Source organism: Massilia sp. BHUDP2 (assembly GCF_046236355.1).
GTDB classification, from domain to species: domain Bacteria; phylum Pseudomonadota; class Gammaproteobacteria; order Burkholderiales; family Burkholderiaceae_D; genus Telluria; species Telluria varians.
In genome coordinates, this window is record NZ_JBJUVW010000001.1 from 1,370,746 (window position 1) to 1,396,732 (window position 25,987).

25 protein-coding genes and 1 tRNA gene are annotated in these 25,987 nt (G+C 65.7%); 22 read left to right on the plus strand and 4 right to left on the minus strand.

Going from position 1 to position 25,987, the window contains the following annotated elements; all coding sequences use genetic code 11:
• Positions 1-51 precede the first annotated feature (51 nt).
• The 4 genes from pnp to ACK6C6_RS06155 all read left to right on the plus strand — a co-directional run bounded on the left by pnp (position 52) and on the right by ACK6C6_RS06155 (position 3,853).
• Positions 52-2,154: a polyribonucleotide nucleotidyltransferase gene (gene pnp, locus ACK6C6_RS06140; RefSeq protein WP_409266401.1), complete on the plus strand. Its 2,103-nt coding sequence runs from the start codon at positions 52-54 to the stop codon at positions 2,152-2,154.
• A 214-nt stretch (positions 2,155-2,368) separates the two neighbouring features.
• Positions 2,369-2,770: a DUF6973 domain-containing protein gene (locus ACK6C6_RS06145; RefSeq protein WP_292042909.1), complete on the plus strand. Its 402-nt coding sequence runs from the start codon at positions 2,369-2,371 to the stop codon at positions 2,768-2,770.
• Positions 2,771-2,835: 65 nt separating this feature from the next.
• Positions 2,836-3,153 (plus strand): hypothetical protein, encoded by a 318-nt coding sequence (locus tag ACK6C6_RS06150; RefSeq protein ID WP_409266403.1) that lies wholly within the window; start codon positions 2,836-2,838, stop codon positions 3,151-3,153.
• Between the two features lie 328 nt (positions 3,154-3,481).
• Positions 3,482-3,853, plus strand: coding sequence for a hypothetical protein (locus ACK6C6_RS06155; RefSeq protein WP_409266405.1), 372 nt, complete (start codon positions 3,482-3,484; stop codon positions 3,851-3,853).
• Here the strand turns inward: ACK6C6_RS06155 and ACK6C6_RS06160 are convergent.
• Complete coding sequence (locus ACK6C6_RS06160) at positions 3,810-4,946, minus strand: acyltransferase family protein (protein ID WP_409267306.1); 1,137 nt, start codon at positions 4,944-4,946, stop codon at positions 3,810-3,812. The genes ACK6C6_RS06155 and ACK6C6_RS06160 overlap by 44 nt on opposite strands.
• A 311-nt stretch (positions 4,947-5,257) precedes the next feature.
• Between ACK6C6_RS06160 and ACK6C6_RS06165 the strand changes: the two genes are divergently transcribed.
• The 7 genes from ACK6C6_RS06165 (at position 5,258) to sugE (ending at position 11,633) form a co-directional block, all read left to right on the plus strand.
• Positions 5,258-6,118: an STAS domain-containing protein gene (locus tag ACK6C6_RS06165; protein WP_409266407.1), complete on the plus strand. Its 861-nt coding sequence runs from the start codon at positions 5,258-5,260 to the stop codon at positions 6,116-6,118.
• A gap of 19 nt (positions 6,119-6,137) precedes the next feature.
• Positions 6,138-6,494, plus strand: a complete 357-nt coding sequence (locus ACK6C6_RS06170) for an STAS domain-containing protein (RefSeq protein WP_027867697.1) — start codon at positions 6,138-6,140, stop codon at positions 6,492-6,494.
• Positions 6,494-6,961 carry an anti-sigma regulatory factor gene (locus tag ACK6C6_RS06175; RefSeq protein ID WP_209585964.1) on the plus strand — a complete coding sequence of 156 codons (468 nt, stop codon included), beginning with the start codon at positions 6,494-6,496 and terminating at the stop codon, positions 6,959-6,961. Before ACK6C6_RS06170 ends, ACK6C6_RS06175 begins: the two co-directional genes overlap by 1 nt.
• Entirely contained in the window at positions 6,949-7,971 is a 1,023-nt protein-coding gene (locus ACK6C6_RS06180) for an ATP-binding protein (RefSeq protein WP_409266409.1), read from the plus strand. Before ACK6C6_RS06175 ends, ACK6C6_RS06180 begins: the two co-directional genes overlap by 13 nt.
• Before the next feature lies 1 nt (position 7,972).
• A complete protein-coding gene (locus tag ACK6C6_RS06185) occupies positions 7,973-9,343 on the plus strand; it encodes an ATP-binding protein (protein ID WP_409266410.1) in 1,371 nt (456 codons plus the stop codon).
• Positions 9,340-11,232, plus strand: coding sequence for a response regulator (locus ACK6C6_RS06190; RefSeq protein ID WP_409266412.1), 1,893 nt, complete (start codon positions 9,340-9,342; stop codon positions 11,230-11,232). Before ACK6C6_RS06185 ends, ACK6C6_RS06190 begins: the two co-directional genes overlap by 4 nt.
• Positions 11,233-11,315: 83 nt before the next feature.
• Positions 11,316-11,633, plus strand: a complete 318-nt coding sequence (sugE, locus tag ACK6C6_RS06195) for a quaternary ammonium compound efflux SMR transporter SugE (RefSeq protein WP_409266413.1) — start codon at positions 11,316-11,318, stop codon at positions 11,631-11,633.
• A gap of 45 nt (positions 11,634-11,678) precedes the next feature.
• Here sugE and ACK6C6_RS06200 read toward each other — a convergent pair whose 3' ends face one another.
• Both ACK6C6_RS06200 and ACK6C6_RS06205 read right to left on the minus strand, forming a co-directional pair.
• On the minus strand, positions 11,679-13,088 hold the full coding sequence (locus tag ACK6C6_RS06200) for a M16 family metallopeptidase (protein WP_409266415.1): 1,410 nt from the start codon (positions 13,086-13,088) through the stop codon (positions 11,679-11,681).
• A gap of 11 nt (positions 13,089-13,099) precedes the next feature.
• Complete coding sequence (locus tag ACK6C6_RS06205) at positions 13,100-14,500, minus strand: M16 family metallopeptidase (protein WP_409266416.1); 1,401 nt, start codon at positions 14,498-14,500, stop codon at positions 13,100-13,102.
• Positions 14,501-14,817: 317 nt separating this feature from the next.
• On the opposite strand from ACK6C6_RS06205, the gene ACK6C6_RS06210 reads away from it, so the two are divergent.
• Together ACK6C6_RS06210 and ACK6C6_RS06215 are read left to right on the plus strand one after the other, a co-directional pair.
• Positions 14,818-15,603 carry a GIN domain-containing protein gene (locus tag ACK6C6_RS06210; protein WP_409266418.1) on the plus strand — a complete coding sequence of 262 codons (786 nt, stop codon included), beginning with the start codon at positions 14,818-14,820 and terminating at the stop codon, positions 15,601-15,603.
• Positions 15,604-15,695: 92 nt separating this feature from the next.
• Positions 15,696-16,307 (plus strand): tetratricopeptide repeat protein, encoded by a 612-nt coding sequence (locus ACK6C6_RS06215; RefSeq protein WP_036205779.1) that lies wholly within the window; start codon positions 15,696-15,698, stop codon positions 16,305-16,307.
• Positions 16,308-16,480: 173 nt separating this feature from the next.
• Here ACK6C6_RS06215 and ACK6C6_RS06220 read toward each other — a convergent pair whose 3' ends face one another.
• A complete protein-coding gene (locus ACK6C6_RS06220; protein ID WP_409266419.1) occupies positions 16,481-17,830 on the minus strand; it encodes an SGNH/GDSL hydrolase family protein in 1,350 nt (449 codons plus the stop codon).
• Between the two features lie 269 nt (positions 17,831-18,099).
• On the opposite strand from ACK6C6_RS06220, the gene ACK6C6_RS06225 reads away from it, so the two are divergent.
• The 9 genes from ACK6C6_RS06225 (at position 18,100) to ACK6C6_RS06265 (ending at position 25,932) form a co-directional block, all read left to right on the plus strand.
• Positions 18,100-20,403, plus strand: a complete 2,304-nt coding sequence (locus tag ACK6C6_RS06225; protein ID WP_409266421.1) for an FdhF/YdeP family oxidoreductase — start codon at positions 18,100-18,102, stop codon at positions 20,401-20,403.
• Positions 20,400-21,239 carry a formate dehydrogenase accessory sulfurtransferase FdhD gene (gene fdhD, locus ACK6C6_RS06230; RefSeq protein ID WP_409266422.1) on the plus strand — a complete coding sequence of 280 codons (840 nt, stop codon included), beginning with the start codon at positions 20,400-20,402 and terminating at the stop codon, positions 21,237-21,239. Before ACK6C6_RS06225 ends, fdhD begins: the two co-directional genes overlap by 4 nt.
• A gap of 57 nt (positions 21,240-21,296) precedes the next feature.
• Positions 21,297-22,298 carry an MYG1 family protein gene (locus ACK6C6_RS06235; protein WP_409266424.1) on the plus strand — a complete coding sequence of 334 codons (1,002 nt, stop codon included), beginning with the start codon at positions 21,297-21,299 and terminating at the stop codon, positions 22,296-22,298.
• 61 nt (positions 22,299-22,359) lie between these two features.
• Positions 22,360-22,578, plus strand: coding sequence for a hypothetical protein (locus tag ACK6C6_RS06240; protein WP_409266425.1), 219 nt, complete (start codon positions 22,360-22,362; stop codon positions 22,576-22,578).
• A gap of 88 nt (positions 22,579-22,666) precedes the next feature.
• The gene (locus tag ACK6C6_RS06245; RefSeq protein ID WP_409266426.1) at positions 22,667-23,137 is read left to right on the plus strand and encodes a hypothetical protein; all 471 of its coding nucleotides are present in this window, start codon (positions 22,667-22,669) and stop codon (positions 23,135-23,137) included.
• Between the two features lie 69 nt (positions 23,138-23,206).
• On the plus strand, positions 23,207-24,187 hold the full coding sequence (locus ACK6C6_RS06250; protein ID WP_409266427.1) for an NAD(P)H-quinone oxidoreductase: 981 nt from the start codon (positions 23,207-23,209) through the stop codon (positions 24,185-24,187).
• A 108-nt stretch (positions 24,188-24,295) separates the two neighbouring features.
• Positions 24,296-25,045 (plus strand): triose-phosphate isomerase, encoded by a 750-nt coding sequence (gene tpiA / locus ACK6C6_RS06255; protein WP_409266428.1) that lies wholly within the window; start codon positions 24,296-24,298, stop codon positions 25,043-25,045.
• Between the two features lie 90 nt (positions 25,046-25,135).
• Complete coding sequence (gene secG, locus ACK6C6_RS06260; RefSeq protein WP_409266429.1) at positions 25,136-25,624, plus strand: preprotein translocase subunit SecG; 489 nt, start codon at positions 25,136-25,138, stop codon at positions 25,622-25,624.
• Between the two features lie 223 nt (positions 25,625-25,847).
• A tRNA-Leu gene (locus ACK6C6_RS06265) sits at positions 25,848-25,932 on the plus strand.
• Positions 25,933-25,987: the final 55 nt, after the last annotated feature.

The window sequence follows — 25,987 nt, forward strand, 5'->3', positions numbered from 1 at the left end:
AGGTGAACGACAGCTCCTGAAAATCTGTCGGCAAATAGAAAGGGATTACCCATGTTTAATAAAGTTTCGAAAACCTTCCAGTACGGTCAACACACGGTCACCCTGGAGACGGGTGAAATCGCGCGCCAGGCAAGCGGCGCCGTCGTCGTGTCGGTCGAAGACACCGTCATCCTGGCCACCGTGGTCGCCAAGAAGGACGCCAAGCCGGGCCAGGACTTCTTCCCGCTGACCGTCGACTACATGGAGAAAACCTACGCAGCCGGTAAGATCCCGGGCGGCTTCTTCAAGCGCGAAGGCCGTCCTTCGGAAAAGGAAACCCTGACCTCGCGCCTGATCGACCGTCCGATCCGTCCGCTGTTCCCGGAAGGCTACCTGAACGAAGTCCAGGTCATCATCCACGTCCTGTCGGTCAACCCTGAGATCGATCCGGACATCCCGGCCATGATCGGCGCCTCGGCTGCGCTGTGCATCGCCGGCATCCCGTTCAACGGCCCGATCGGCGCAGCGCGCGTCGGCTACGCGAACGGCCAGTACATCCTGAACCCGACCACCACCCAGCTCAAGACCTCGCAGATGGACCTGGTCGTGGCAGGCACCGAAACCGCCGTGCTGATGGTGGAATCGGAAGCGCAGCAGCTGTCGGAAGAAGTCATGCTGGGCGCGGTCGTCTTCGGCCACGACCAGATGCGTGCCGTCATCGACGCGATTCACGACCTGGTGGCCGAAGGCGGCAAGCCGGAAGTCGAGTGGAGCCCGGCGCCGAAGAACGAAGAACTGATCGCCCGCGTGAGCGACCTGGCCGGCGCCGCCATCCGCGACGCTTACCAGACCCGCGAAAAATCGCTGCGCCAGCAGAAGCTGAAGTCGATCTCGGCCGAAGTGATGGCAGGCCTGGCAACCCAGGGCGTCGAAGCCGATGCGGCCGAAGTCGGCAACATCCTGTTCGACATGGAAGCCAAGGTCGTGCGTACCCAGATCCTGGACGGCGAGCCGCGTATCGACGGCCGCGACACCCGCACCGTGCGTCCGATCGCGATCCGCACCGGCGTGCTGCCGCGTACCCACGGTTCGGCCCTGTTCACCCGCGGCGAAACCCAGGCACTCGTGGTGGCTACCCTCGGCACCGCGCGCGACAGCCAGAAGATCGACGCGCTGATGGGCGAGTACACCGACGACTTCATGATGCACTACAACATGCCTCCGTTCGCCACCGGCGAAACCGGTCGCGTGGGTACCCCGAAGCGCCGCGAAGTCGGCCACGGCCGCCTGGCCAAGCGCGCGCTGGTCGCTGCGCTGCCGTCGGCGGACGAATTTTCATACTCGGTGCGCCTGGTCTCGGAAATCACCGAGTCGAACGGTTCCTCGTCGATGGCATCGGTGTGCGGCGGCTGCCTGGCACTGATGGACGCCGGCGTGCCGATGAAGGCGCACGTCGCCGGCATCGCCATGGGCCTGATCAAGGAAGGCGGCAAGTTCGCCGTCCTGACCGACATCCTGGGTGACGAAGACCACTTGGGCGACATGGACTTCAAGGTTGCCGGTACTCCGGCAGGCATCACCGCGCTGCAGATGGACATCAAGATCCAGGGCATCACCAAGGAAATCATGCAGGTGGCGCTGGCGCAAGCCAAGGAAGCCCGCCAGCACATCCTGGCCGAGATGCAGAAGGCCGTGCCGAGCGTGAAGACCGAGCTGTCGGACTTCGCACCGCGCCTGATCACCATCCGCATCAACCCGGAAAAGATCCGTGACGTGATCGGCAAGGGCGGCGCCGTCATCCGCGCGCTGACCGAAGAAACCGGCACCCAGATCGACATCACCGACGAAGGCGTCGTGACCATCGCGTCGGTCGATGCTGCCGCCGGCCAGGAAGCCAAGCGCCGCATCGAAGAGCTGACCGCATCGGTCGAAGTGGGCAAGACCTACGACGGCACCGTGCTCAAGCTGCTGGACTTCGGCGCGATCGTCCAGGTCATGCCGGGCAAGGATGGCCTGCTGCACATCTCGCAGATCGCCAACGAGCGCGTCAACGCCGTGGCCGACTACCTGAAGGAAGGCCAGCAAGTGCGCGTGAAGGTCCTCGAGACCGACGAGCGCGGCCGCCTGAAGCTGTCGATGAAGGCTGCTGATCCGGTGGAAGGCGCGGCGCAGTAATCTGCTCGCGGCTTCAAGCCAATAAGAACCGCCAGTGCGTGAGCCTGGCGGTTTTTTATTATGGCCGTCCGGTTTCGAGCGAGGTCAAGGTTAGCCAGGTTCCGTGGATATTGCTCGCGCAGCGCCAACTGATGTCTGTGCTCTAGCCTTAATGATTGCAGCGCATCTGTCGTGATCAGGCCACGTGAGGAATTGGAACTTGTGAGGAGCTCGAATGACCACAGTCTACGATCAATACGAGCAATTAACTGAGTCTGAACAGGCATACTTGCGGCGCCATCCGCATCATGTACTCACAATCAATGATGCGCGCACGGCAGCGTTTGCGGAGACCGTGCGGCGCTTTGGCAAAAATGGGCATAACGATCAGTCAGACGCATTTCGCCATTGCTTCTGGTCTGCACTCCTTGCACGTGATGTGGGCTTCAATAACGGACTTGCATTCACGACGGCGCATGAGTCATTCTCAGGGAACAAAATGGACGAGAAGCGCATGGATTTGCACAACAATCGGGTAGGCTTGAATATCGGACGCCAGGGTGGGTCAAATAGCACGCTGAGTGACAGATGCATGTCTGCACTTCGCGCAGGAAAGCTGCAGGTCATAGCCCAGTGACGATGCGCCGCTCATTTATCTCTCTCATCCTGCTGTGCCTTGTCTGTGGGTGTAGTCGTCCTTCCTTGACCGAGCAGGCACGCATGCTGGGGCACCGGGAATTCTCGCCACAGGCCTGGGCGGCGTCGTCGCAGATCGAGCGCGGCGAAATGCTGGCCTCGTTCCTTGCCAAGCATCCAATCGATCAGCTCACAGCCACAGACGTAAGGCAACTGCTCGGTCCGCCTACCGGCTACGCCGATTACGATGAGGACCCGGCCTATGTGCTCGGGCCGCCAACTGTCCAGACCGAGTACGGAAAAGGCTACTTGTTGATATTCGTGACGGATAAGCGTGCTGGCAGGGTTGTAAAGGCCCGGCTGGTTCCTGAAGTCACAAGATAAAAGCGCTTTACTGTACGCATCTCAGCTGGATGCAAACGCATGTGTACAGTAATGCCTGTCACTTAAGAGCCGGCGCTCATCCGTAGGGTGGGCCGGTCTCCCGCCCACGCGGTCAAATCACAGTACTGCAGCCCGCGCGGCTGTTCATATCGCAACTATCACCGCGTGGGCGGGGAACCCGCCCACCCTACAATTCCGGCTAACTGACTGGCATTAATGTGTACAGCGCTTTTTATCAGGAACGGCTTCTGGGTTGAGACGGCACAACAGGTTTGCTAGGCAAAATCCGAGAATCGTAGGCTGATGTCCTTCTTTCACGGGCAAAAGCATGCGCTCCCTGATTCCCCTGATCTGCCTGTCCCTGTGCCTCCACGCCTGCGGCGGCAACACCTCGGTTGCCCTCTATTTCGAATGGGGCTCGTGCGACTTCGACCGCCAACGCTGGGAGCAGGCGGACCGGATCGGACGCGGCTGCATGATGTCCTCCTTTCTCGACAAGTATCATCCGGTAGGCATGTCCGTGGTGGAGATCAAGTTATGGCTGGGCGAGCCCAGCACCTATGCCGACTTCGAGGATCCGGCCTACCTGGTCGCCCAGTCCGGATCGAACGGCAGCGCAGGCAGGGAACAGCTGCTGGTATTCAGGATCGACCGGATCACCGGGCGCTGTGTCGAGGTCGCGTTACGGCCGGCACACTAACAGTGCCATCCACGACGCTGCGAGGCCGCGAGAACACATCGCCCAGCGGCGTCTCCACCCACCGGAAAAATGCCGCGCCGGCCAGCAGGCTGGCGATCCACGCGACCAGCATCCCGACCGCCTGCGCATGCGCCTGCTCTGGCACGAAGCGGGCAAACGCGGCATTCACGAGCAGGCAGACCGGGAAGTGGACCAGGAAGACCGAGAACGAGATCTTGCCGGTGTAATGGATGACAGCCAGCCCACTGCCGGCACGCGAAGCCGGTCGACGGCGGCCGAACAGGAACAGCAGGCAAGCCACCGCCAGCGCCAGCGCGATGCGGCTGCGGAAGTCCAGCAGCAGGGCAACGCCGGGCAGGAGCAGCAGCGCGGCCAGCAGCAGGGCGAGGGCGCGCGGCCGGCGGCCTGGATCGCTCGCCCACCATGCCAGCGCCCCCAGTCCGTAGCTGCCGAAGAAGTAGGGCGCCCACACGTCCCAATCCGCGTCGCGATTAAAGTGCAGCAGCGAGGCCGCGACGCCCACCGCCACCAGGCCCGGCATCAGCCACGGCCGCGGCTGTCCTCCCAGGCGACCCGAGAACCAGGCAAGCAGCGTCAGCAAGGCATACAACTGGACATCGATCGCGACATACCAGGCTCCCGCGGACAGCGATTCAATGCCGAGCACACCGTGCAGCAACAAAGCGTGCGCACCCAGCTGGACCAGGGTCGGCGGCGGCGAGATCGAGTCGTGGCGCATCCAGCTGCCGGCCCAGGCGGACGCGAGGACGGCCAGCAGCATCGCCGCAATGAAGGGCGGAGCCAGTTTCAGGTAGCGGCGCTGGATCAGCTGCAGGGGATGCTTCATTCCCGGCAGGCCGTCGGGCGACAGCGATTTCGCAGCCAGGAAGCCGCCGACGACCAGGAAGACCTGGACCGCGATCCGGGCGTGGTCGTAGAGCCAGTCGACCAGCGCGGGCAGCAAAAGGCGGGCGTGGTCGGACATCGGCCCGTAAAAGGCCAGGTGGTGCAGGACGATCAGCTGGGCCGCGCCGCCTTTGAGCAGATCGATGAGCACAAACTGCTTGTTGCGTTCCCGATTCTCCGCGGGCATCTTGCCCAATGCTTCTTTTATCACGCGGCCAGGTTTCTTCGAAAAGGGGCCGCATTGTAGCCGAGATGCATATGTCTCAGTCGACACATTTCACAATTGCAATTAACATTGCGATCTTAGAAACCCGGCGCGCTCGCTACGTTTTTCCCTCTTTGCCCAAGTAAAGAAACCTCGCCCGCACCGCACAACGGTGCCGTGACCGTAATGCAATAAGTGTTATAGTTGTTTATTTACTTAAGGATGGGATCGCACGCCCGTGTTCCGCGTAGCGCCCACTTGAAATCAACCATCCAATTCTAGGAATCGAACAGATGACCACGAAGGATTACGCCGCCCGTATCAGCCAGCTTATCCAGGAACACCAGGCCGAGATCGGCGCGGAGTGGATTGCGCAGCTGGAAGCGCTGATCGTGCGCGGAACTTCCAGCTCCAAGGAGCAACTGCGCAGCCATTGCCAGCAGTTCCTGGCGGCGTTCGCCATTGCCGCGCGTGCGGGCGAACTGGACAATATCGACCACCGTTCGTGGGACGAGGTGCGCGACCTGCTCGCCGAAATCTCGTCGACCCGCGCCAAGTCCGGCTCGACCCCGAGCGAGACCGCGACCTTCGTGTTCTCGCTGAAGCAGGTCCTGTTCGGCCGCCTGCGCGCCGGCTTCGACGGCGACGCCGAAGCGATTGCCTCGACCTCGTGGACCATCAGCACGCTGCTTGACAAGCTGGGCCTGTACACCATCGAAGTGTTCCAGAAGACCAAGGACCAGATCATCGTGCGCCAGCAGCAGGAGCTGCTGGAGCTGTCGACCCCGGTCGTGAAGCTGTGGAACGGCATCCTGGCGCTGCCGCTGATCGGCACCCTGGACTCGGCCCGCACCCAGGTGGTGATGGAAAACATCCTGCAGAAGATCGTCGACACCGGCGCCATCATCGCCATCATCGACATCACCGGCGTGCCGACCGTCGACACCCTGGTGGCCCAGCACCTGATGAAGACCATCGCCGCCGCCCGCCTGATGGGCGCCGACTGCATCATCAGCGGCATCCGCCCGCAGATCGCCCAGACCATCGTCCACCTCGGCGTGAACCTGGAAGACGTGATCACCAAGGCCACCCTGGCCGACGCCTTCCTGGTCGCGCTCGAGCGCACCGGCACCTCGGTCGTCGCCAAGGCGTAAGCGCGGACAGGCACAGAACATGGAACGCATTCCTATCCTGCGCATGGGCGACCTCCTGCTCGTGACGATCCAGGTCGACATGCACGACCGCCTTGCCATGCAGCTGCAGGACGACCTCACCGAGCGCATCGTGAGCGACGGCGCCAAGGGTGTCCTGATCGACATCTCGGCGCTCGACCTGGTCGATTCCTTCATCGGCCGCATGATCAGCAATACCGCCGCCATGGCGCGCGTGCTCGATGCCCGGACGGTCGTCGTCGGCATGCAGCCGGCGGTGGCGATCACCCTCGTCGAACTGGGCCTGACGCTGCACGGCGTCAAGACCGCCCTGAACGTCGAGAAAGGCATGGCCTTGTTGGGAAAGAGCTATAAATAATGAACGGCGCGCATACCGACGCAGTCCTGTTCGAGACCGCGCTGCTGGATAGCCACCGCCAGCACCGCAGCGCACGCGTGACCCTGCGCCTGCAGTCGGACGAGGACGTTGTAGGCCTGCGTAAGCAGGTGCGCGAGCGGGCGGTGGCCATTGCCTTGTCCCTGGTCGACCAGACCAAGCTGGTCACGGCCGCGAGCGAGCTGGCACGTAACACGATCAAGTACGGCGGCGGCGGCGAAGTCCACCTCGACAGCCTGGACGACGGCATCCGCAAGGGCATCGGCCTGCTGTTCATCGACGCCGGTCCCGGTATACCCGACATCGACAACGCGTTGCGCGACGGCTTTACCACCGGCGGCGGCCTTGGCCTCGGCCTGGGCGGCTCCAAGCGCCTCGCGGATGAATTCGACATCGAAAGCCGTCCTGGAGAGGGCACTGCCGTGCTGGTGGTGAAATGGAAGCGCTGATCAGTTCACTCACGCAGCAGGAAGTCTTCGCGATCAACCATGCGAGCGATGTGGCGGCGGTGCGGCGCAGCGGCCAGAGACTGGCCGATGCGCTCGGTTTCAACGAGACCCGCGCCGGCCAGCTGGCGCTGATCATCACCGAAGCCGCCACCAACATCCTCAAGCATGCGGGCGAGGGGGAGATCCACGTCGGGCCGGCGCAATCGAGCGCCGGCGTGGGCGTCGACGTGCTCGCCATCGACAAGGGGCCCGGCATCCCCGACCTGGATGCCAGCCTGATCGACGGCGTGTCCACCACGGGAACGTCCGGCACCGGGCTGGGTGCGCTCAACCGCCTGGCCGACGAGTTCGATGCCTACACCCAGCCGGGCCAGGGTTCTGCCTTCTTCATGCGCATCTGGCGCGACGTGCCGGCTCCCGAGCCGTGCGGCGTCGAGATCGGCGCGCTGTGGACGCCGATGGCCGGCGAAGAGGAGTGCGGCGACGGCTGGGGCGTGCGCTGCGACAGCCGCGGCGCAACCCTGCTCGCCGCCGACGGCCTCGGCCACGGGCCGGAGGCGGCGCGCGCCGCCGCGGCGGCGATCCGCGTCCTCGACGCCCGCAAGGGCGGCCAGGCCGGGGAGCTGATGCACGCCGCCCACCACGCGCTGCGCCCGACGCGCGGCGCGGCGCTGGCGACCGCCCGCATCGACTTCGATGCGAGCGAGCTGCGCTTCGCCGGCGTGGGCAACATCGGCGGCTGCGTGATCGACGGCAGCCGGCGCGCGCTGGTGTCGCACAACGGGATCGTCGGCCACAACATGCGCAAGGTGCAGGAATTCGCGCTGCCTTTCCCAAAGGGAGCGCTGTGCATCATGCACTCGGACGGCATCCAGACCCAGTGGGACCTGGACAAGTATCCGGGCCTGGCAGGCAGGAGCCCGGTGCTGGTCGCGGCCGTGCTGATGCGCGATTTCATCCGCCGCCGCGACGACGCCATGGTGCTGGTCGTGCGCCGGCATGGGAGCTGACATGAGCCTGCACCGTATCCTCAACGTGGCACTGGACAGCGACCAGGACGTGGTCGTGGTGCGCCAGCGGGCGCGCCAGGTATCGGAGCTGCTCGGCTTTTCGCAGCAGGACCAGGTGCGCGTGGCCACCGCGGTGTCCGAGATCGCCCGCGCCGCCTGCCACCAAGGCTCGGGCGGGCGCGCCGCCTTCCTGCTGGGTCGCAGCCTGGGACGCCAGTATCTGGAAGTCGTCATCTACCCGGGCTCTGGCGAACGGCGCGCCCCGACGGCGCCCGGAAGCGGCCAGGGCTTCAGCCGCACGCTGCCGGAACTGGCCGTGATCAGCGCGCACCGCCTCATGGATTCCTGCGAGGTCGAGCCGGAGCAGGGCATGGTCACCGCGGTCACCATGCGCAAGGCGCTGCCGCCGCAGGCCATCGTCGAAAGCGCACGCCTGGCCGAGATCAGCAACCGCCTGGCCGGCAGCCCGGTTTCGAACACGCTGCAGGAACTGCAGCTGCAGAACCACGAGCTGCTCGGCACCCTGGCCGAGCTGCGCGAGCGCCAGGAAGACCTGCTGTCGCTGACGCGCGAGCTGGAAGACACCAACCGCGGCATCGTCGCGCTGTACGCCGAGATCGAGGACAAGGCCGAACGCCTGCGCCGCGCCGACGAGATGAAGTCGCGCTTCCTGTCGAATACCAGCCACGAGCTGCGCACCCCGCTGTCCTCGATCCGCGCCCTGGCCCAGCTGCTGCTGGACCGCATGGACGGCGACCTGACCACGGAGCAGGAGCGCCAGGTGCAGTTCATCGCCAAGGCCGCCAACGACCTGTCCGAGCTGGTCAACGACCTGCTCGACCTGGCCAAGATCGAGGCCGGCAAGGTCGAGGTCCAGCTGGCGCCGGTGGTGATCGACAACCTGTTCCGCGCCTTGAAAGGCATGATGCGGCCGCTGGTCGACGAAGGCCGGGTGGAACTGATCTTCGAGCCTTCCGATTTCACGGAAGCCTTCGATTCGGACGAGGGCAAGATCTCGCAGATCTTGCGTAATTTCATTTCCAACGCGCTCAAGTTCACCGAGCGCGGCGCGGTACGCGTCTCGGCCACCTACGATGCGCAGCAAGACACGATCGCATTTGCGGTCCTCGATACCGGCATCGGCATCAGCCCGGACAACCTGCAACTGATTTTTGAAGAGTTCAGCCAGATCGAGCATCCGCTCCAGCGGCGCAGCAAGGGCACGGGCCTGGGCCTGCCGCTGTGCCGCAAGCTGGCCGAACTGCTGCATGGGCGCGTCGACGTGCAGAGCACGGTCGGAGAAGGCTCGACCTTCACGCTGACCTTGCCGCGGCGCTTTCCGCAGCCCAGCCACGATGGAACCGAATCATGAAAGCCAATTCCACCCTGATCCTCAACGTTGACGATAACGACGGCGCCCGCTACGCCAAGAACCGCATCCTGCAGGGAGCGGGATTCGAGGTGGTGGAGGCGACCAACGGCACCGACGCGCTGGAGATCGTCAAGCGCTTGAACCCGGCGCTGGTGCTGCTCGACGTGAAGCTCCCGGACATCAACGGCATCGAAGTCTGCCGCCGCATCAAGGCCAATCCCGAAAGCGCCATGGTGCTGGTGCTGCAGACATCGGCGGCGCTGACCGGTCGCGCCGACAAGATCCGCGGGCTGGAAGGGGGCGCCGACAACTACCTGGCGGCGCCGATCGAGGCCGACGAGCTGATTGCCAACGTGAATGCGCTGCTGCGCATGCACCAGACCCAGGTCCAGCTGCGCGACAGCGAAGAGCGTTTTCGCCAGATCACCGACAACATCGACGACGTGTTCTGGATGTTCGCCGTGCCGGAAGGCGACCTGGAGTACGTCAGTCCGGCGTATTCGGACGTCTGGGGCGGCAGCCTGGATGCGCTGCGCCAGCGGCCCGGGAGCTGGCTGGACGCCGTGCATCCGGAGGACCGCGAGCGCATCGCGCAGCGCTGGCGCCAGCTGGAGCAGGCGCCGCACTACGACGACGAGTTCCGCATCCTCGGACCGGACGGCCGCACGCACTGGGTGCGCGACCGTCTGTTTGCGGTCCGCAATGCGCGTGGCGAAGTGTACCGGGTGGCGCGCGTGACCAGCGACATCACCGCGCGCAAGGAGATGGAAGCGCTGCTGCGCGCGGCCGACCGCAACAAGAACCAGTTCCTGGCCACGCTGGCCCACGAGCTGCGCAACCCGCTCAGCCCGATCCGCAACGCGGCCGCGCTGCTGGGCGCGAACAGCGACGGCAATACCGAGCGCCAGGCGCGCGCGCGCGAAGTCATCACGCGCCAGGTCGACCACCTGGCCCACCTGGTCGACGATCTGCTCGACGTCGCCCGCATTTCCGAAGGCAAGATCGTGCTGCGCACCGAAGAGGTGGACCTGGGCGCCGTGGTCGCCCAGGCGATCGAGACCGCCGGCCCCCTGATCGCGGCGCGCGGCCACCACCTGGACGTGCAACTGCCGGAGCAGCAGGTGTGGGTGATGGGCGACCCGGTGCGCCTGGCCCAGTCGGTGGGCAACCTGCTGCACAATGCGGCCAAGTTCACGCCGAAGGGCGGCGAGCTGTCGGTGCGCGTTTCCCTGCTCGAGAACGAACGGGTGCAGATCGCGGTGCGCGACAACGGCATCGGCATCGCCGAGGACAACCTGCCGCGCATCTTCGGCATGTTCGCCCAGGTGGACGTGCCGCCGGACCGCGCCCCGGAAGGCCTGGGCATCGGTCTGTCCCTGGTCTCGCACCTGATCGAGCTGCATGGCGGGCGCCTGTCGGCCCAGAGCCCGGGCATCGGCATGGGCAGCACCTTCACGGTCGAGCTGCCGCTGCTGCGCGTCAGCGCGGATACGGCCGGCCTGGATCATTCCGAGGCCTCCAAGCAGGGCGGCAGCGGCATGCGCGTGCTGCTGGTGGACGACAACGTCGACGCCATGGAAATGATGGGCTTCCTGCTGGCCGAGATGGGCTACGAGACCTGCACCACCTCGGACGCCGCCGAGATCGAGGGGCTGGCGCTGCGCCACAAGCCGCAGGTGATCGTGCTCGACATCGGCCTGCCGGGCATCGACGGCTACGAAGTGGCGCGCCGCATCAAGAAGAATCCGGCGCTGTCGAACATCCGCCTGGTGGCCCACACCGGCTACGGCTCGCCGGAAGACCGCCGGCGCGCGATGGAGGCCGGCTTCGACGCCCACCTGGTCAAGCCGGCCGAGCTGCCGGACCTGGAAAAAGCGCTGAAAGGGTAGAATAGCGCCCTTTTGAGAAACGACCTTCCCCGTCGTGGGGGGGCTACGACCGGGCCGGCCCGGCTTTTTGAGAGGATGGCCGAATGGCTTGGATATTGTTGTTGTTGGCGGGACTCTTCGAAGTGGTGTGGGCGGTGGCCATGAAGCAGTCGCATGGCTTCACGCGGCTCTGGCCCAGCATCATCACCCTGGCCGGCAGCATCGCCAGCTTCCTGCTGCTGTCCTGGGCAATGCGCAGCATTCCCCTGGGCACCGCCTATACCATCTGGACCGGGATCGGCGCCGTCGGCGCCTTCGTGGTCGGGGTCGCGGTGCTCGGGGAGCAGCTCAACACCATGCGCGTGGTGGCGGCGGTGCTGATCGTGTCGGGGCTGGTGTTGATGAAGATGGCTGGAGATTGAAAAAAGCCCCGCGTCAGCGGGGCTTTCCACATCAGGCAAGCAGGATCACTTGTCGGTGACCGTGAACTCGCCGAAGGCCTTGAGCTGCTCGCCCACCGCCTTCGGATCGCCCACCACCACGATCGACTGGTTCTCCGGATTGAAGTACTTCTTCGCCACCTCACGCACCTGTTCCGGCGTGACCTTCTGGATGCGCGGCACGTACTCGCCCAGGAACTCGGCCGGCAGGCCGACCAGCCAGTTCTGCGCCAGGGTCGCAGCGACCGAGCGCTGCAGCTGGTTGCTGATCATGTAGCCGCCCGCCACGTAGCGCTTGTTCATTTCCATTTCCTTGGCCGGCACCGGTTCGGTGCCGATGCGCTTGTACTCCGAGAAGAACTCGTTCAGCGCCGCGCCGGTCACTTCGTTGCGCACGTCGGCGCCGCCGACGATCGCTCCGCCCGCGCGGTTCATGCGCGCACCGGCCGAGGCGCCGTAGGTATAGCCCTTTTCCTCGCGCAGCTTGATGTTGACGCGGCTCGAGAAGCCTCCGCCGAGGATGGTGCTGGCCAGGCGCAGCGGGATCTGGTCCTGCGCGCTTGCCGCGATGCCCGGGCTGCCCAGGCGCACCGCCGACTGTACGCTCTTGTCGCGGTTCAGCAGGATGCGCGCCGGCTTGGCATTGGCCGGGGCGGCGGCGGTTTCCGGCAGGGCCGGGCCGCTGGCCTTCCAGTCGCCGAAGGCCTGTTCGGCCAGCTTGAGCGCGTCGGCTTCCTTGACCGGGCCGGTGATCACGAGCAGGGCGCGGTCCGGGCGCAGGCGCTTGGCGTGCTCGGCGCGCAGCATGTCCTGGGTCACGGCGTTGATGGCTTCCACCGTCGGGGTGGTGCGCGAATAGGGATGGTCGCCGTAGACCGCGCGGCTGATGGCGCGCTCGGCGCGGAAGCCCGGCTGGGTTTCCGACACGCGCAGCGACTGCAGCGCATTGGCCTTGGCCAGCGCCACTTCGCTTTCCGGGAAGGACGGGGTACGCGCCACTTCGGCCAGCAGCTGCATCATCGGCGCGGCCTGCGAGACCAGCGCATTGGCCGACACCACGATGCCGTCCGAGGTGGCGCTGGCGCCGACTTCGCCGCCCATGCCCTGGGCCGCTTCGGCGATCGCGCGCGAGTCGCGCTTGGCGGTGCCTTCGTTGAGCAGGCCGGCCAGCATGTTGGCGAAGGCCGGGGACTGCGGCGCGTCGGCCGCGAAGCCGGCGCCGCGTACCGCCAGCACGTAGTCCACGCGCGGCAGCCCCTTGCGCGGCACGACCCAGACGGTCAGACCGTTGCCCAGGGTTTTCTTGGTGATCTTCGGCACCGGGATCGGATTGTCCTTGCCGTAGGCCGGCATCGGCAGGTTGTCCGCCGCCGGGGCGGCGTAGGCCATCGGCGCAAAGGCGACCGAGACGGCGAATGCGAGCATCAGTTTTTTCATCGATGCGCTCCTTATTTGTTAGCGCCGGCGGCCGGTGCGGCTGCGGCAGCGGGGGTGGCTGGGGCAGCGAGCATCGCGGCCGGCTTGCGGTCGATGACGGTACGGTTGGTCGGCACCATGTAGGTGCGCACCGCGCGCTGGATGTCTTCCGACGTCACGCCTTCGATCAGGCCCGGGACCTTGTTGACCACGTTGGCGTCGCCCCACATCACCTGCATCTTGGCCATCATGTCGGCGCGGTTGATGAAGCTTTCCAGCTGGTTGTTCCAGTTGGCCAGCATGCGGGTCTTGACGCGCTTGAGCGTCGCGTCGTCCACGCCGTTCTGCGCGACCTTGGCGAGCTCCTCGTCGATGGCCTTGAGCATGGCGTCGGCGCTGCTGTTCGGCTTGTACAGGGCGAACACGGTCAGGAGGGTCGGGCCGTCGTATTCGAAGGGACCGGTCAGGCCGAACAGGGAATCGACGTTGAGCGCGATCTCGCGGCCCTTCACCAGGCCCTGGTAGAACAGCGAAGCGTCGCCGCCGGCCAGCAGCTCGCCCAGCACGGCCATGGCGGCCTGGTCGCGGTGGCCGCGCGGCGGCATCTTCCAGGCCGCGGCGATCGCCGGCACCTGGGCCAGGGCGTCGCTCTGCACCAGGCGCTTCTCGGCGGTGTTCAGGCCTTCGCTGAAGTCGGTCGGCTTCGGGGTGGGGCGGGCCGGGATCTTGCCGAAGTATTTCTCTGCCAGCGCGAAGCCCTGGGCCGGGGTGATATCGCCGGCGATCGCGATCACGGCGTTGTTCGGGCCGTAGTAGTCGCGGTGGAAGGCGCGCACGTCGTCCAGGCTGGCGTTCTCGAGGTCTTCGAAGCTGCCGTAGCCGTCATGGTTGTTCTCCCACTTCTGGAAGGCGTGCTGGCCGATGTCGATCCACATGAAGCCGCCGTAAGGCTGGTTCTTCACGTTCACGCGGATCTCTTCCTTCACCACGTCCTGCTGGTTCTTCAGCGTGGCCGGGTTGAAGTCGAGCGTCTTCATGCGGTCCGCTTCCAGCCACAGGATCGGCTCGAGCGCCGAGCGCGGCGCGGTCTCGATGTAGTTGGTGTAGTCGGCGCGGGTCGAGCCGTTGTTGCGGCCGCCGCCGGCGGTGATGGTGGTGTCGAACACGCCCTTCTTGGCGTTCGGCGTGCCCTGAAACATCAGGTGTTCGAACAGGTGGGCGAAGCCGGTGCGGTTCTTCGGCTCCAGGCGCATGCCCACTTTGTAGACGACCGATACGCCCACGGTGGGCGAGCTGCGGTCTTCGGTGACGATGACCGTCAGGCCGTTGTCGAGCTTCTTGACGGCGATCGGCAGGGTCCACTGGTCCGCGGAGGCGGCGAACGCCGACAGCGAGAACGTGAGCCCGGCCAGCAATACAGGTAATTGGCGCATGCGCATTGGTTGACCTCGAAAAAGTACGGGAAGGAACTGTACTGACGGCAGGGCCGTCATGCGCTGCATCTTAGCTCAATGGCATGCCAATAAGTAATCTTTTTCTCGGGAAGCCCGGCCTCATGTCCACCATGCGCCACAGGCCAGCCATCCGTGCATACGCCGCTCCAGGGTGCCATTTTTGCAGTTCATCGCAGATTGGTGGGCGATGGTGGCCCGAACGGATATAGTTGCAACATGATAATTTTGAGCTGTTGCACACCGGTTCACCCACAAGGCGGCCCACGGACAACACGAACATGTATTCGGAGAATGGTATGAATCAGCTTTCCAAGGCCGGCTTCGCTGTCGCCGCATTGTGCACCTGGCTGTTGACCTGCATGGGCATGGCCAAGGCGGCACCGGACGTGGCGACCGAGACGCGCCAGGTCGATGCGCGCGTGGTGCGCGTCAAGCTCGATGGGGTGGTGGACCTGAAGATCCGCCAGGGCAGCACGCCGCTGCTGGTCTTGAGCGGCGACCCGCGCCTGCTCGGCAAGACCACCACGCTGCAGAGCGGCGACACCATCAGCATCGGCACCGAGACCAAGGGCGTGAGCATCAACCTCGGCCGCAGCATGGGCCTGCATGCCGAGCTGACGCTGCCGAACCTGCGTGAAGTCAGTTCCGAAAGCGTGGGAGGCACGGCCATCACCGGTTTCTCGGGCGACGAGCTCGAGCTCAACCTCGATGGGGCCGGCTCAATGAATGTATCATGTAACTACAAGGTGATGACCGCCAACCTGAGCGGTGTCGGCAGCATGAAGATACATGGCATCAACAGCGAGAGCGTCGAGCTGAACCTCAGCGGCGCCGGCTACGTGACCCTGTCGGGCCGCAGCCGCAAGCTGAAGGCCGAGCTGGGCGGACTGGGCGGCCTGGACGCCCAGGCATTTTCGGCCGAGAACGTGACCCTCGAGCTGTCGGGCCTGGGCAACGCGACCGTGACCGCCAAGGACAGCGCCAACCTGACGCTGTCGGGCCTGGGCTCGGTGACGGTGCACGGCAAGCCGCAGAACCGCAAAGTAAGCGTCGACGGCCTGGGCAAGGTCAACTGGAAATAAGCAGGACCAGAACAAGAACAACGACACGAACCAACATTGAGTCCATCACGAGGACCAAGGGTACGCAGAGACCCTGATTCCATGGTCGAGACATGAAAAAACTATTGATAGCGATCGCATTCGTGCTGGGCCTGCAGGCCAGTGCGCATGCGGGCTTCGCGGAAGGGGCCAGCGCGTATAACGCGCGCAACTACGCGCTGGCACTGAAAGAGATCGTCCCGCTCGCCAAGGCCGGCCATGCGGATGCCCAGCATTTGCTGGGCCTGATGTATTACATGGGCCGCGGCGTCGCGCGCGACTACAAGCAGGCCTTCGCCTGGCACTACAAGGCGGCCCAGCAGGGCAAGGCCGACGCCCAGTACGTGGTCGGCGCCATGTACTACACCGGCAACGCCGTGCCGCAGGACCAGCGCCATGCCGTGGGCTGGTTCCGCAAGGCGGCCGAGCAGGGCCATGCCGAGGCCCAGCACGCGCTCGGGCTGATGTACCGCTACCACCAGGCAGGCATGCCGCAAGACAAGGTGCTGGCCTATATGCTGTGGAACCTGGCGGCAGCCGGCGGCAACCATAATGCGGTCGAGCAGCGCGCGGCCATCTCGCGCCAGATGACGCAGGAGCAGATCGAGGAGGCGCAGGCGATGTCGCGCACCTGGCGCCCGGGCCGGCCCTTGCCGACGAGCTCGCGTACGGGGAACAATTCCTGATCAAACACCGCCGGCCTTGACCGGCGGTTTTTCTTGGTGTTGGCCTACCGGGTTTCGTAGGGTGGGCGGGTCTCCCGCCCACGCGGTGGTTGTTAACGGCTCCGCTCTCGCACCGGATGATCTCGCTGCCAACTATCACCGCGTGGGCGGGGAACCCGCCCACCCTACGAACATCATTTCGCCGGTATCGACACTGGCGCCTTCGCGGCGCTACGGAACAAGCTCAGCGGCACCGCATTGCCCATCGCCTGGTAGCCCAGGTCGTTCGGATGCAGGTGGTCGCCGCTGTCGTAGGCCGGCAGGAAGCGGCTCGGCCGCGCCGGGTCGCGCGTGACGCGGTCGAAGTCGATCACGGCGTCGAACTCGTCGTTGTTGCGGATCCAGTTGTTTACCGCCTGCCGCACGACTTCCTTCTCCGGCGAGTAATAGGCCGCGCCTTCGAAAGGCGTGAGGGTGGCGCCGATCACGCTGATGCCCTTGGCATGCGCGCGCAGGATCAGCTGGCGGTAGGCGGCGATCAGGTCCTCGGCCGTCACCGGGCTGGTCGGCGAGCTGTTGCCGATGTCGTTGATGCCGATCAGGACCACCAGGTAGCGCACGCCCGCGGTGGCCAGCACGTCGCGGTCGAAGCGCTCCTGCGCGCTGCGCCCGGCCAGGGTGTTCGGCGAGTTGCCCAGCAGACGGTTGCCGCTGATGCCGCGGTTGACCACGCCGAATCGCGCGTTGATGCCGAGGACCGGGTCACGCTCGGTCTGCAGGCGGCGCGCCAGCCAGTCGGGCCAGCGGTTGTTGGTGTCGGGCGTGCTGCGGGTGCCGTCGGTGATCGAGTCGCCCAGGGTGACGATGGTGGGCCCGCTGGTGTCGACGTCGACCTCGGTCAAGAAGGGCCAGACCTGGATCGTGCGCTGCACCGGCAGGGTGGCGGCGGCCGTGAAGTTGCCGGGCAGGGACACGTAGTTGGTCTGCAGGGCCAGCTGGTGCACGGTGGTCGCCTGTACCGTGCCGGGCAGGTAGAGGCTCACCGCCAGGTCGGACAGCGGCGGCACGTTCAGCTCCACCGGATCGGAGAGCGCCGGTGCGCCGGGCGGGATGGTGACAAAGCTGCGCCCGCCGAAGGTCAGGGCGCGGTCGGTGCCGGCGGCGACGTCCGAGCCCCCGGCGCGCAGGCCGATGCGGGCGGCGCCGATCGTCAAAGGTGTCGCCCCCAGTTCGTTGGACAGCCGGATGCGCACGCGGTTGCCGCCGGTGCTGGTGTGGACGATCAGGCGCAGGGTCTGGTCGGTGAAGGTCTGCAGGCTGGCGTCAAGCGGCGGACCGGCCGGGGCCGTGCCCCAGGTGCCGGTCCAGTTTTCCGTGGTCCAGGGCTGGGCGGTGGCCGGCTGCGGTAGGGCGATCGCCGCGGCCAGCATGGCGCTGCCCAGCAGCAGGCGCCGGCGCGGCGGATTCATGCCCGTGGTGGAGAGGGCGAAACCGTCCTTGAGGCGTCGGGCGGCATCGAGCAGGAGGGGAAGGAAGCGTTTCATGGTCGGCTCCTCGAGTAGTGGCCATGCGATATGCATGAGCTCGTCTGACAAATGTAGCCAGCCCCGGGGCCCTGAACAAGAAGGCGGCAATCGCGTCATTTGCGCGGGATCGAAGCCACAAAAGATTAATATTCCTGCAAGAATCTTCTCTGCATGCCGAGAAATCTTGTCCGCAGATTGACCCGTCTTGCCGTCCCAACTGTTCGCAGGCGCACCGAATGGCTCCGGCAACAGGACTAGCGTGATGCTTCCAAGGACGAGGAGCGGCCATGAGCAAGCATTCGAATGAGCTAAGGATCGAGAACCCGACCATGCCGGCCGGCGGCTGGGGTTCGGTGCAGGAAGTCTCTACCATCCTGCTGCACCAGCGCGTGCCGCTGAAGGACAGCCGGCTGCTGCTGAAGCAGAACAAGCCTGACGGCTATGCCTGCGTGAGCTGCGCCTGGGCCAAGCCGGCCAATCCGCATCCCTTCGAGTTCTGCGAAAGCGGCGCCAAGGCCACCGCCTGGGAAACCACCAGCAAGACCATCGGGGCCGATTTCTTCGAGCGCCACACCGTCACCGAGCTCGCAGCCTGGGACGACCACAGCCTGGAAGACCAGGGGCGCCTGACGGTGCCGCTGCGCTACGACCCGCAGACCGACAAATACCGCGAGATCGCCTGGGACAGCGCGTTTGCCGAGATCGGGGCGCTGCTGCGCGCCATGGACCGCAAACAGGTGGTGTTCTACAGCTCGGGCCGCGCCTCGCTCGAGACTTCCTACATGTATGGCCTGCTGGCGCGCATGTACGGCAACAACAACCTGCCGGACAGCTCGAACATGTGCCACGAAAGCACCTCGGTCGGCCTGCAAAAGACCATCGGCGTGCCGGTCGGCACCGTGGCGCTGGACGACTTCGAGCAGACCGACTGCATCTTCTTCTTCGGCCAGAACGTGGGCGTGAACAGCCCGCGCATGCTGCACCAGCTGCAGGAGGCGCGCCGGCGCGGAGTGCCGATCATCACCTTCAACCCGCTGCGCGAGCGCGGCCTGGTCAGCTTCACCAATCCGCAATCGCCCGCCGAGATGCTCACGGGAGCCGAGACGGCCATCAGCACCCAGTACCACCAGGTCAAGCCCGGCGGCGACACCGCCGCCATCATGGGCCTGTGCAAGGCCATCTTCGCCTTCGACGACGCCACTCGCGTGGCAGGCAGCCAGCGGGTGCTCGACACCGCCTTCCTGCAGGAGCACACCCACGGCTTCGCGGCGTTCGAAGCGGCCGTGCGTGCCTGCGCGTGGGAAGCCATCGAGCGCGAATCAGGCCTGCGTCGCGCCGCCCTCGAAAGCGCGGCCCAGGTGTACTGCGGTTCCAGCGCCGCGATGGCGGTCTACGGCATGGGCCTGACCCAGCACCGCAACGGCGTGCAGAACGTGGCGATGATCGTCAACCTGCTGCTCCTGCGCGGGAACATCGGCAAGCCCGGCGCCGGCGTGTGCCCGGTGCGCGGCCACTCCAACGTGCAGGGCCAGCGCACGGTCGGCATCACCGAGAAGCCCGAGCTGGCGCCGCTCGACAAGCTGGAGGAACAATACGGCTTCGCGCCGCCGCGCGACCCCGGCATGAACACGGTCGAGGCCTGCGAAGGCATCCTGGCAGGGCGCGTGCAGGCCTTCATCGGCCTGGGCGGGAACTTCGTGCGCGCGGTGCCCGAACGCCAGCTGATGGAGGCGGCGTGGCGCGCGATCCCCCTGACGGTGCAGGTTTCGACCAAGCTCAATCGCAACCACCTCGTGCACGGCAAGGCCTCCTACATCCTGCCTTGCCTGGGGCGTATCGAGATCGACCGCCAGGCGAGCGGGCCGCAGGACGTCACCGTCGAGGACTCGACCGCCTGCATGCACGGTTCGCGCGGCATGGCCGAGCCGGTGGCGCTGTCGCTGCTGTCGGAACCGGCCATCGTGGCCGGCATCGCCAGGGCCACGCTCGATCCCAACCCGCGCGTCGACTGGGAGCGCTGGGTGGCGGATTACGCGAGCATCCGCGATGCGATCGCCGAGACCTATCCCGAGATCTTCCACGACTTCAACGCACGCATGTGGACGCCGGGCGGCTTTCGCAAACCCCTGGGCGCCGCGAACCGGGTCTGGAAGACCGAGAGCGGCAAGGCCAATTTCACGGTGCCGGAAGCGCTGCAAGGCAATCCGGACCTGAAGGGCGGCCCGGGCACGCTGCGCCTGTTCACGGTGCGCAGCGACGGCCAGTTCAACACCACCATCTACAGTCACGACGACCGCTTCCGCGGCGTCTACGGCAGCCGCATGGTGATCTTCATGGCGCGCGCCGACATGGCCAGATACGCGCTGAAGCAGGGCGACCTGGTGGGCCTGCGCTGCGCGGCCGAGGACGGCGTCGAGCGCCGCGTCGGCGGCCTGGCGGTGGTGCCCTACGACGTGCCGGAAGGCTGCATCGCGGGCTACTTCCCCGAGCTGAATCCCCTGATCCCGCTGTGGCACCACGCCAAGGAAAGCAAGGTGCCGGCGGCCAAGGCGATCGACGTGATCCTCGAGCGCGGCGGGAGGCCATCGTGAACGCGGGCGCAGGCTTCTTCGCCCCGCAAGGCGCCTCCTGGCTGCCGGCCGGGCGCTGGCGCGACGGGCACCTGGAGAACGCGACCGAGCTGGTGGCGGACGAGGTGCCGGTGGCCCTTAGCTACAACGGCATCAGCCATGCGGTGATGCTGGCTTCGCCCCAGGACCTGGAAGATTTCGCGCTCGGTTTTTCGCTGGGCGAGCGCATCGTGCGCGACGCGCGCGACATCCACGACATCGAGGTGGACGAGGCGCCGCACGGCATCGCCATCGAGATGCGCATCGCGGCCGGCGCCATGATGCGGCTGAAGCAGACGCGCCGCGCCCGCACCGGGAAAACAGGCTGCGGCCTGTGCGGCGTCGAGAGCCTGGACTGCTTCGACGACGATGCCTTTGCCGACCTGCAAGGCAGCACCCAGGTGAGCTTCGCACCCGAAGCCCTGCACCGGGCGATGGCGGCGATGGCGGCGCGCCAGGACCTGCACCATGCGACCGGCGCCGTGCACGCGGCCGGCTGGGCCGATCGCAGCGGTGAGCTGTTGTGCGTGCGCGAAGACATCGGCCGCCACAATGCGCTCGACAAGCTGGTCGGGGCGCTGGCGCGCGCCAGCGCCGATACGGGAAGCGGCTTCGCGGTGGTGACCAGCCGCGCCAGCTTCGAGATGGTGCAGAAGGCCGCGCGCGCGGGCTTTCCGCTGCTGGCCGCGGTCTCGGCGCCGACCGCGCTGGCGGTGCAGGTGGCCGAGCGGGCAGGGCTGACCCTGGCCGGTTTCGTGCGGGGAGGGCGCCATGTGCTGTACAGCCATCCGCAACGGCTCGCGCCGGAAGCGGTGTGAAGCCGCCGGGGTGAACCCTGTATGATGCGCTCCTGATTTTCAAGTATTGGAGCGACAATGGTCATCGTGACCCACAACGGCAAGTTCCATGCGGACGACGCATGGGCGGTGGCCGTCCTGCACATCCTCTTTCCTGACGCCGACATCGTCAGGACGCGCGAGCCTGCCATCATCGAGGCCGCCGATTTCGTGGTCGACGTCGGCGGCATCTGGGATCCGGCCGCGGGCCGCTTCGACCATCACCAGAAGGGCTTCGACGGCGCCCGCACGAGCGGTGTGCCTTATGCCAGCGCCGGCCTGGTCTGGCGCGAGTACGGCGCGCGCTGCGTCGCCCACCTGGCCACTATGCACACGGGCCACCAGCTCGACGAGGACACGGCGCAGCAGATGGCCTATGCCATCGACGCCGACATCGTCCAGTACCTGGACCTGTCGGACGTGGGCGCGGCCAAGAATGCGCCGGGCGGCTACGGCATGTCGGCCGTGGTGTCCGGCTTCAACCCGAACTGGATGGACGAGCAGCGCCTGGGCTATGGCGAGCGGGCCGATGCCTACCGCCTGGCCCAGTTCCGCAAGGCGATGGACTTCCTCACCGAGGTGATCGTCAATTCGGTCAAGTACCGCGTCGGCGCCATCCTGGCGCTGGCCCAGGTGCGCCAGGCGCAGATGCTGGAGAATGGCCGCCTGCTGTTCCTGAAGAATGCAGCGTTGCCGTGGAGTTCGGTGGTGCGCAAGGAAATGCCGAAGGTGCTCTTCGTGCTCAGCCACAGCCTGTCGGAAGACCGCTACATGCTGCATACCGTGCCGGCCACGACCGACACCTTCGATGCCCGCGCCGACCTGCCGGAAAGCTGGGCCGGCCTGCGCGACGCCGAACTGGCGGCGGTGACCGGCGTGCCCGATGCGAAGTTCTGCCACAACGGGCGCTTCATTGCCGCGGCAAAGTCCTACGAGGGCGCATATGCGATGGCGCTGCAGGCGCTGCAGGCCGTGGACGCCGGCCTGAGCCCGCTGTTCGTGCCACGCGAATCCACATCATCGGCATCGCCATTGAGTTAGGTAGGGAACGGTCAGTCCCGGCCTGAAACTTTATCTTGGTCCCATGGCCAAGATTGTTTCGATGAAAAAGCTTTACGCGATGCAGCGTATGTCGGCCGCGCTGAACCGGGCCTCGGCAGCGCGGCCCTTCGGACCGGAAACGGACCGGGCGCTGCGCTGGGCTGCGGCCTGGGGCATGTGCGCCGGGATCCGCACCCCGCATACCCGCGTGCGCCTGCGGCGCGATACCCTGGTGGGTGTCAGCGTCATGCAGGAGCCGGAGCGGCGCATGCGCGCCTGAGTTCGCCACTGTGCTAATCTGACTCCCTGGCCCATCCATCTTGGTCGATCTGCCGCGTGATGCCAGGCATCCGGCGATCGACGGGGGCATGGATATGATTGCCAGACGCAAGTTCAATCACATCACCGCAGGTCTTCTCTCCAAGTTTCTTACCCGCAACAACGACTTCGACGGCTACTGGGCGCTCGGCGTGCTGTACACGGAAGCGCGTGCCTTCGACAAACGCGTCGAGATCGACATGCTGCACGGCCGCGTACAGCCGGATTGTCCCGCATGCACCAGCGTGGCCCGTACCTGGGCGCTCTACCTGCGCGCAGCGCTCGCGCGGCATGGCATTGCGCCGGACGCGCTGGCGGCAGTGACGCTGTCCCTCGAGTTCGGACTGGCGCCGATGCCAAAACTTCCCAGTTACCCCTACGACCACAAGTACGGCGCCGACTTCCGGGCTAGCCTGCGCCTGCAGTCGCGCGACGGCCGCGTGTTCGTCCGCCAGGACCGCGGCTACTGCACGCCGCACGAGGAATTCCGGGGTACGCGCAGCACGCGCCGCGCCGGGTGAAGCGACGCGAGGCGCGCAGCTTTTCCCCGGCTCCCTTACAATTGTGGTTTTTTCAACACGGGAGTTCCCATGCGCGCCATCGAAATCACGCAGCCCGGCAAGCCGGACGTCCTGCAACTTTGCGAGCGGCCTGTGCCGGTGCCAAAAGCCGGCGAGGTGTTGATCAAGGTGCATGCGGCGGGCATCAACCGCCCCGACGTGCTGCAGCGGCTCGGTAAATATCCGGTGCCGCCGGGCGCCTCCGATCTGCCGGGCCTGGAAGTGGCCGGCGAGATCGTCGACGGCGACTACGCGGCCGCCGGCTTTGCCAAGGGCGACATGGTCTGCGCGCTGGTGCAGGGCGGCGGCTATGCCGAATACTGCGCCGCGCCCGCCGAGCAGTGCCTGCCGGTCCCGCAAGGCCTGAGCCCGCTGGAAGCCGCGTCGCTGCCCGAGACTTTTTTTACCGTTTGGTCAAATGTGTTCGACCGCGCGCAACTGGCGCCGGGTGAGTCGCTGCTGGTGCAGGGCGGCAGCTCGGGCATCGGCGTCACCGCGATCCAGCTCGCCGCGGCCCTGGGGCACCGCGTGTTCGCCACCGCAGGCTCGAGCGAGAAGTGCCGCGCCTGCGAGCAGCTCGGCGCCGAGCGCGGCATCAATTACCGCAGCGAAGACTTTGCCGCCGTAGTCAAAGAGCTGACGGGCGGGAAGGGCGTCGACGTGATCCTCGACATGGTCGCCGGCGACTACCTCCCGCGCGAGATCGACTGCCTGGCCGACGACGGCCGCATCGCCCTGATCGCGCTGCTCGGCGGCGCCAAGGCCGAGATCGACCTGGGCCAAGTACTGCGCCGCCGCCTCTCCATCAGCGGCTCGACCTTGCGCCCGCGTCCGGTCGCCTTCAAGGCCGCGATCGCGCGCAGCTTGCGCGAGCGCGTGTGGCCGCTGTTCGAACAGGGCAAACTCAAGCCGGTCATTTACAAGAGCTTCCCGCTGGCCCAGGCGGCCGAGGCACACGCGCTGATGGAATCCAGCACCCACGTCGGCAAGATCGTGCTGGAAGTGGTCTAAGAGATTGAATCAAAAAGGGAAGTGGCGTTCAAGGAATGGCTCAGCCATTGTTTGACCGCCACATATTCGACCGCTAGAATAGCGGGTTAAATTAAAAGATGGGGTTCTATGCGTCCCAAGCTCGTCGTAGGTAACTGGAAAATGAACGGCAGCCGCGCTGCCAATGCCGCGCTCCTGACCGGCATCCTCGAAGGTCTCGGCAATGCCAAGGCCCAGGTCGCGGTCTGCGTGCCGGCGCCTTACCTGTTCCAATGCGAAGAAATTCTCAAGGATTCCCCGATCGCCTGGGGTGCGCAGGACGTGTCCTGCCATCCGGTCGGCGCCTATACCGGCGAAGTGTGCATGTCGATGCTGCAGGATTTCGGCAGCCGCTATGTGATCGTCGGCCACTCGGAGCGTCGCGCCTACCACGGCGAGACGGACGAGCTGGTGGCGAAAAAGACCAGGGCTGCGCTGGAAGCCGGCCTGACTCCGATCGTCTGCATCGGCGAAACCCTGGAGCAGCGCGAAGCAGGGCAGACCATGGACGTGGTCAATGCTCAGCTGGAAGCCGTGCTGGAAGCGGTCGGGGTCGATGCTGTCGACAAGATCGTGCTGGCCTACGAGCCGGTGTGGGCGATCGGCACCGGCAAGACCGCCACCCCGGAAATGGCCCAGGAAGTCCATGCAGCCGTGCGCGAAAAACTGCGCGCTTGCAACGCCGACGCCGCGCAACGCACGCTGGTGCTGTACGGCGGCAGCATGAAGCCGGATAATGCGGCGGACCTGATGGCGCAGCCGGACATCGACGGCGGCCTGATCGGCGGTGCGGCGCTGAAAGCGCAAGACTTCCTCGGCATCATTCGCTCAGCGAATTGAGAGATTCACAGTTTCAAAAGTAATCAAGCTTTAGAAATAAAGCATTTATAGCAGTCAATCGACGTCGTTTAACTTGGAAATGGAATTGCAATGAACACCGTGTTCAATCTGATTATTGTTGTGCAGGTTATTTCTGCCCTGGCCATCATCGGCCTGGTGCTGGTCCAGCACGGCAAGGGCGCCGACATGGGCGCGGCCTTCGGCTCGGGCGCCTCGGGCAGCCTGTTCGGCGCCTCGGGCTCGTCGAACTTCCTGTCGAAGTCGACCGCCGTCGCGGCCGCCGTGTTCTTCGCATCGACCCTGGCGCTGGCCTGGCACAGCAATGGCAGCACCGCCGCCGGCACCGATGGCGGTGTGATGGAGCGCGTCACCGTGCCTTCCTCGCAGGCGCCGGCCACCGGCATTCCGAGCGACGTCCCGGGCGCAGGCCCGAACGCCGGCCCGACCACCGCCGTTCCGGCCAACGACATCCCGCAGACCCCGGGCGTTGCCGTTCCTGCGGCGCCGGGCGAAGCCGCTCCGGCCCCGGCCCCGGCCGCAGCCGCGCCTGCCGCGCCTGCACCGGCTCCGACCAAGTAATCGGGATGCGGGCCGCACGCCCGTTCCAGATTAGGAGTAGAATGCGCCTCGCTATCGGGCAGGGACGCATTGTTGTAAAGGATGGGCGGCCCTTTAAGCTGCCAACCCTGCCGTAAGATGGCTAGCATCAAAAGAAATGTTGAGTAATTGCGTAATTTCCTTGTGATAGCGCAATTTGTGCATTGAAAAGTAGTGCTAAAGCAGGGTAAAATACTGGTCTCCAGCCGACGTGGTGAAATTGGTAGACACGCTATCTTGAGGGGGTAGTGGCGCAAGCTGTGCGAGTTCGAGTCTCGCCGTCGGCACCAATATACGAAAGAGCCAGCAAGGGCGCATGAGCGATCGCTCTCCTGCCTGAGCTGG

Excerpts from the sequence above, each read along its gene's own strand:
- pnp (WP_409266401.1), top strand. The coding sequence starts at position 52 with ATGTTTAATAAAGTTTCGAAAACCTTCCAGTACGGTCAACACACGGTC.
- ACK6C6_RS06165 (WP_409266407.1), top strand. The coding sequence starts at position 5,258 with ATGACCACGAAGGATTACGCCGCCCGTATCAGCCAGCTTATCCAGGAA.
- ACK6C6_RS06175 (WP_209585964.1), top strand. The coding sequence starts at position 6,494 with ATGAACGGCGCGCATACCGACGCAGTCCTGTTCGAGACCGCGCTGCTG.
- ACK6C6_RS06225 (WP_409266421.1), top strand. The coding sequence starts at position 18,100 with ATGAGCAAGCATTCGAATGAGCTAAGGATCGAGAACCCGACCATGCCG.
- ACK6C6_RS06160 (WP_409267306.1), bottom strand. The coding sequence starts at position 4,946 with ATGCCCGCGGAGAATCGGGAACGCAACAAGCAGTTTGTGCTCATCGAT.
- ACK6C6_RS06220 (WP_409266419.1), bottom strand. The coding sequence starts at position 17,830 with ATGAAACGCTTCCTTCCCCTCCTGCTCGATGCCGCCCGACGCCTCAAG.
- ACK6C6_RS06235 (WP_409266424.1), top strand. The coding sequence starts at position 21,297 with ATGGTCATCGTGACCCACAACGGCAAGTTCCATGCGGACGACGCATGG.
- ACK6C6_RS06155 (WP_409266405.1), top strand. The coding sequence starts at position 3,482 with ATGCGCTCCCTGATTCCCCTGATCTGCCTGTCCCTGTGCCTCCACGCC.
- secG (WP_409266429.1), top strand. The coding sequence starts at position 25,136 with ATGAACACCGTGTTCAATCTGATTATTGTTGTGCAGGTTATTTCTGCC.
- ACK6C6_RS06210 (WP_409266418.1), top strand. The coding sequence starts at position 14,818 with ATGAATCAGCTTTCCAAGGCCGGCTTCGCTGTCGCCGCATTGTGCACC.
- ACK6C6_RS06250 (WP_409266427.1), top strand. The coding sequence starts at position 23,207 with ATGCGCGCCATCGAAATCACGCAGCCCGGCAAGCCGGACGTCCTGCAA.
- sugE (WP_409266413.1), top strand. The coding sequence starts at position 11,316 with ATGGCTTGGATATTGTTGTTGTTGGCGGGACTCTTCGAAGTGGTGTGG.
- ACK6C6_RS06145 (WP_292042909.1), top strand. The coding sequence starts at position 2,369 with ATGACCACAGTCTACGATCAATACGAGCAATTAACTGAGTCTGAACAG.
- ACK6C6_RS06245 (WP_409266426.1), top strand. The coding sequence starts at position 22,667 with ATGGATATGATTGCCAGACGCAAGTTCAATCACATCACCGCAGGTCTT.
- ACK6C6_RS06200 (WP_409266415.1), bottom strand. The coding sequence starts at position 13,088 with ATGAAAAAACTGATGCTCGCATTCGCCGTCTCGGTCGCCTTTGCGCCG.
- ACK6C6_RS06205 (WP_409266416.1), bottom strand. The coding sequence starts at position 14,500 with ATGCGCCAATTACCTGTATTGCTGGCCGGGCTCACGTTCTCGCTGTCG.
- ACK6C6_RS06190 (WP_409266412.1), top strand. The coding sequence starts at position 9,340 with ATGAAAGCCAATTCCACCCTGATCCTCAACGTTGACGATAACGACGGC.
- ACK6C6_RS06240 (WP_409266425.1), top strand. The coding sequence starts at position 22,360 with ATGAAAAAGCTTTACGCGATGCAGCGTATGTCGGCCGCGCTGAACCGG.
- ACK6C6_RS06215 (WP_036205779.1), top strand. The coding sequence starts at position 15,696 with ATGAAAAAACTATTGATAGCGATCGCATTCGTGCTGGGCCTGCAGGCC.
- ACK6C6_RS06185 (WP_409266410.1), top strand. The coding sequence starts at position 7,973 with ATGAGCCTGCACCGTATCCTCAACGTGGCACTGGACAGCGACCAGGAC.
- tpiA (WP_409266428.1), top strand. The coding sequence starts at position 24,296 with ATGCGTCCCAAGCTCGTCGTAGGTAACTGGAAAATGAACGGCAGCCGC.
- ACK6C6_RS06170 (WP_027867697.1), top strand. The coding sequence starts at position 6,138 with ATGGAACGCATTCCTATCCTGCGCATGGGCGACCTCCTGCTCGTGACG.
- ACK6C6_RS06180 (WP_409266409.1), top strand. The coding sequence starts at position 6,949 with ATGGAAGCGCTGATCAGTTCACTCACGCAGCAGGAAGTCTTCGCGATC.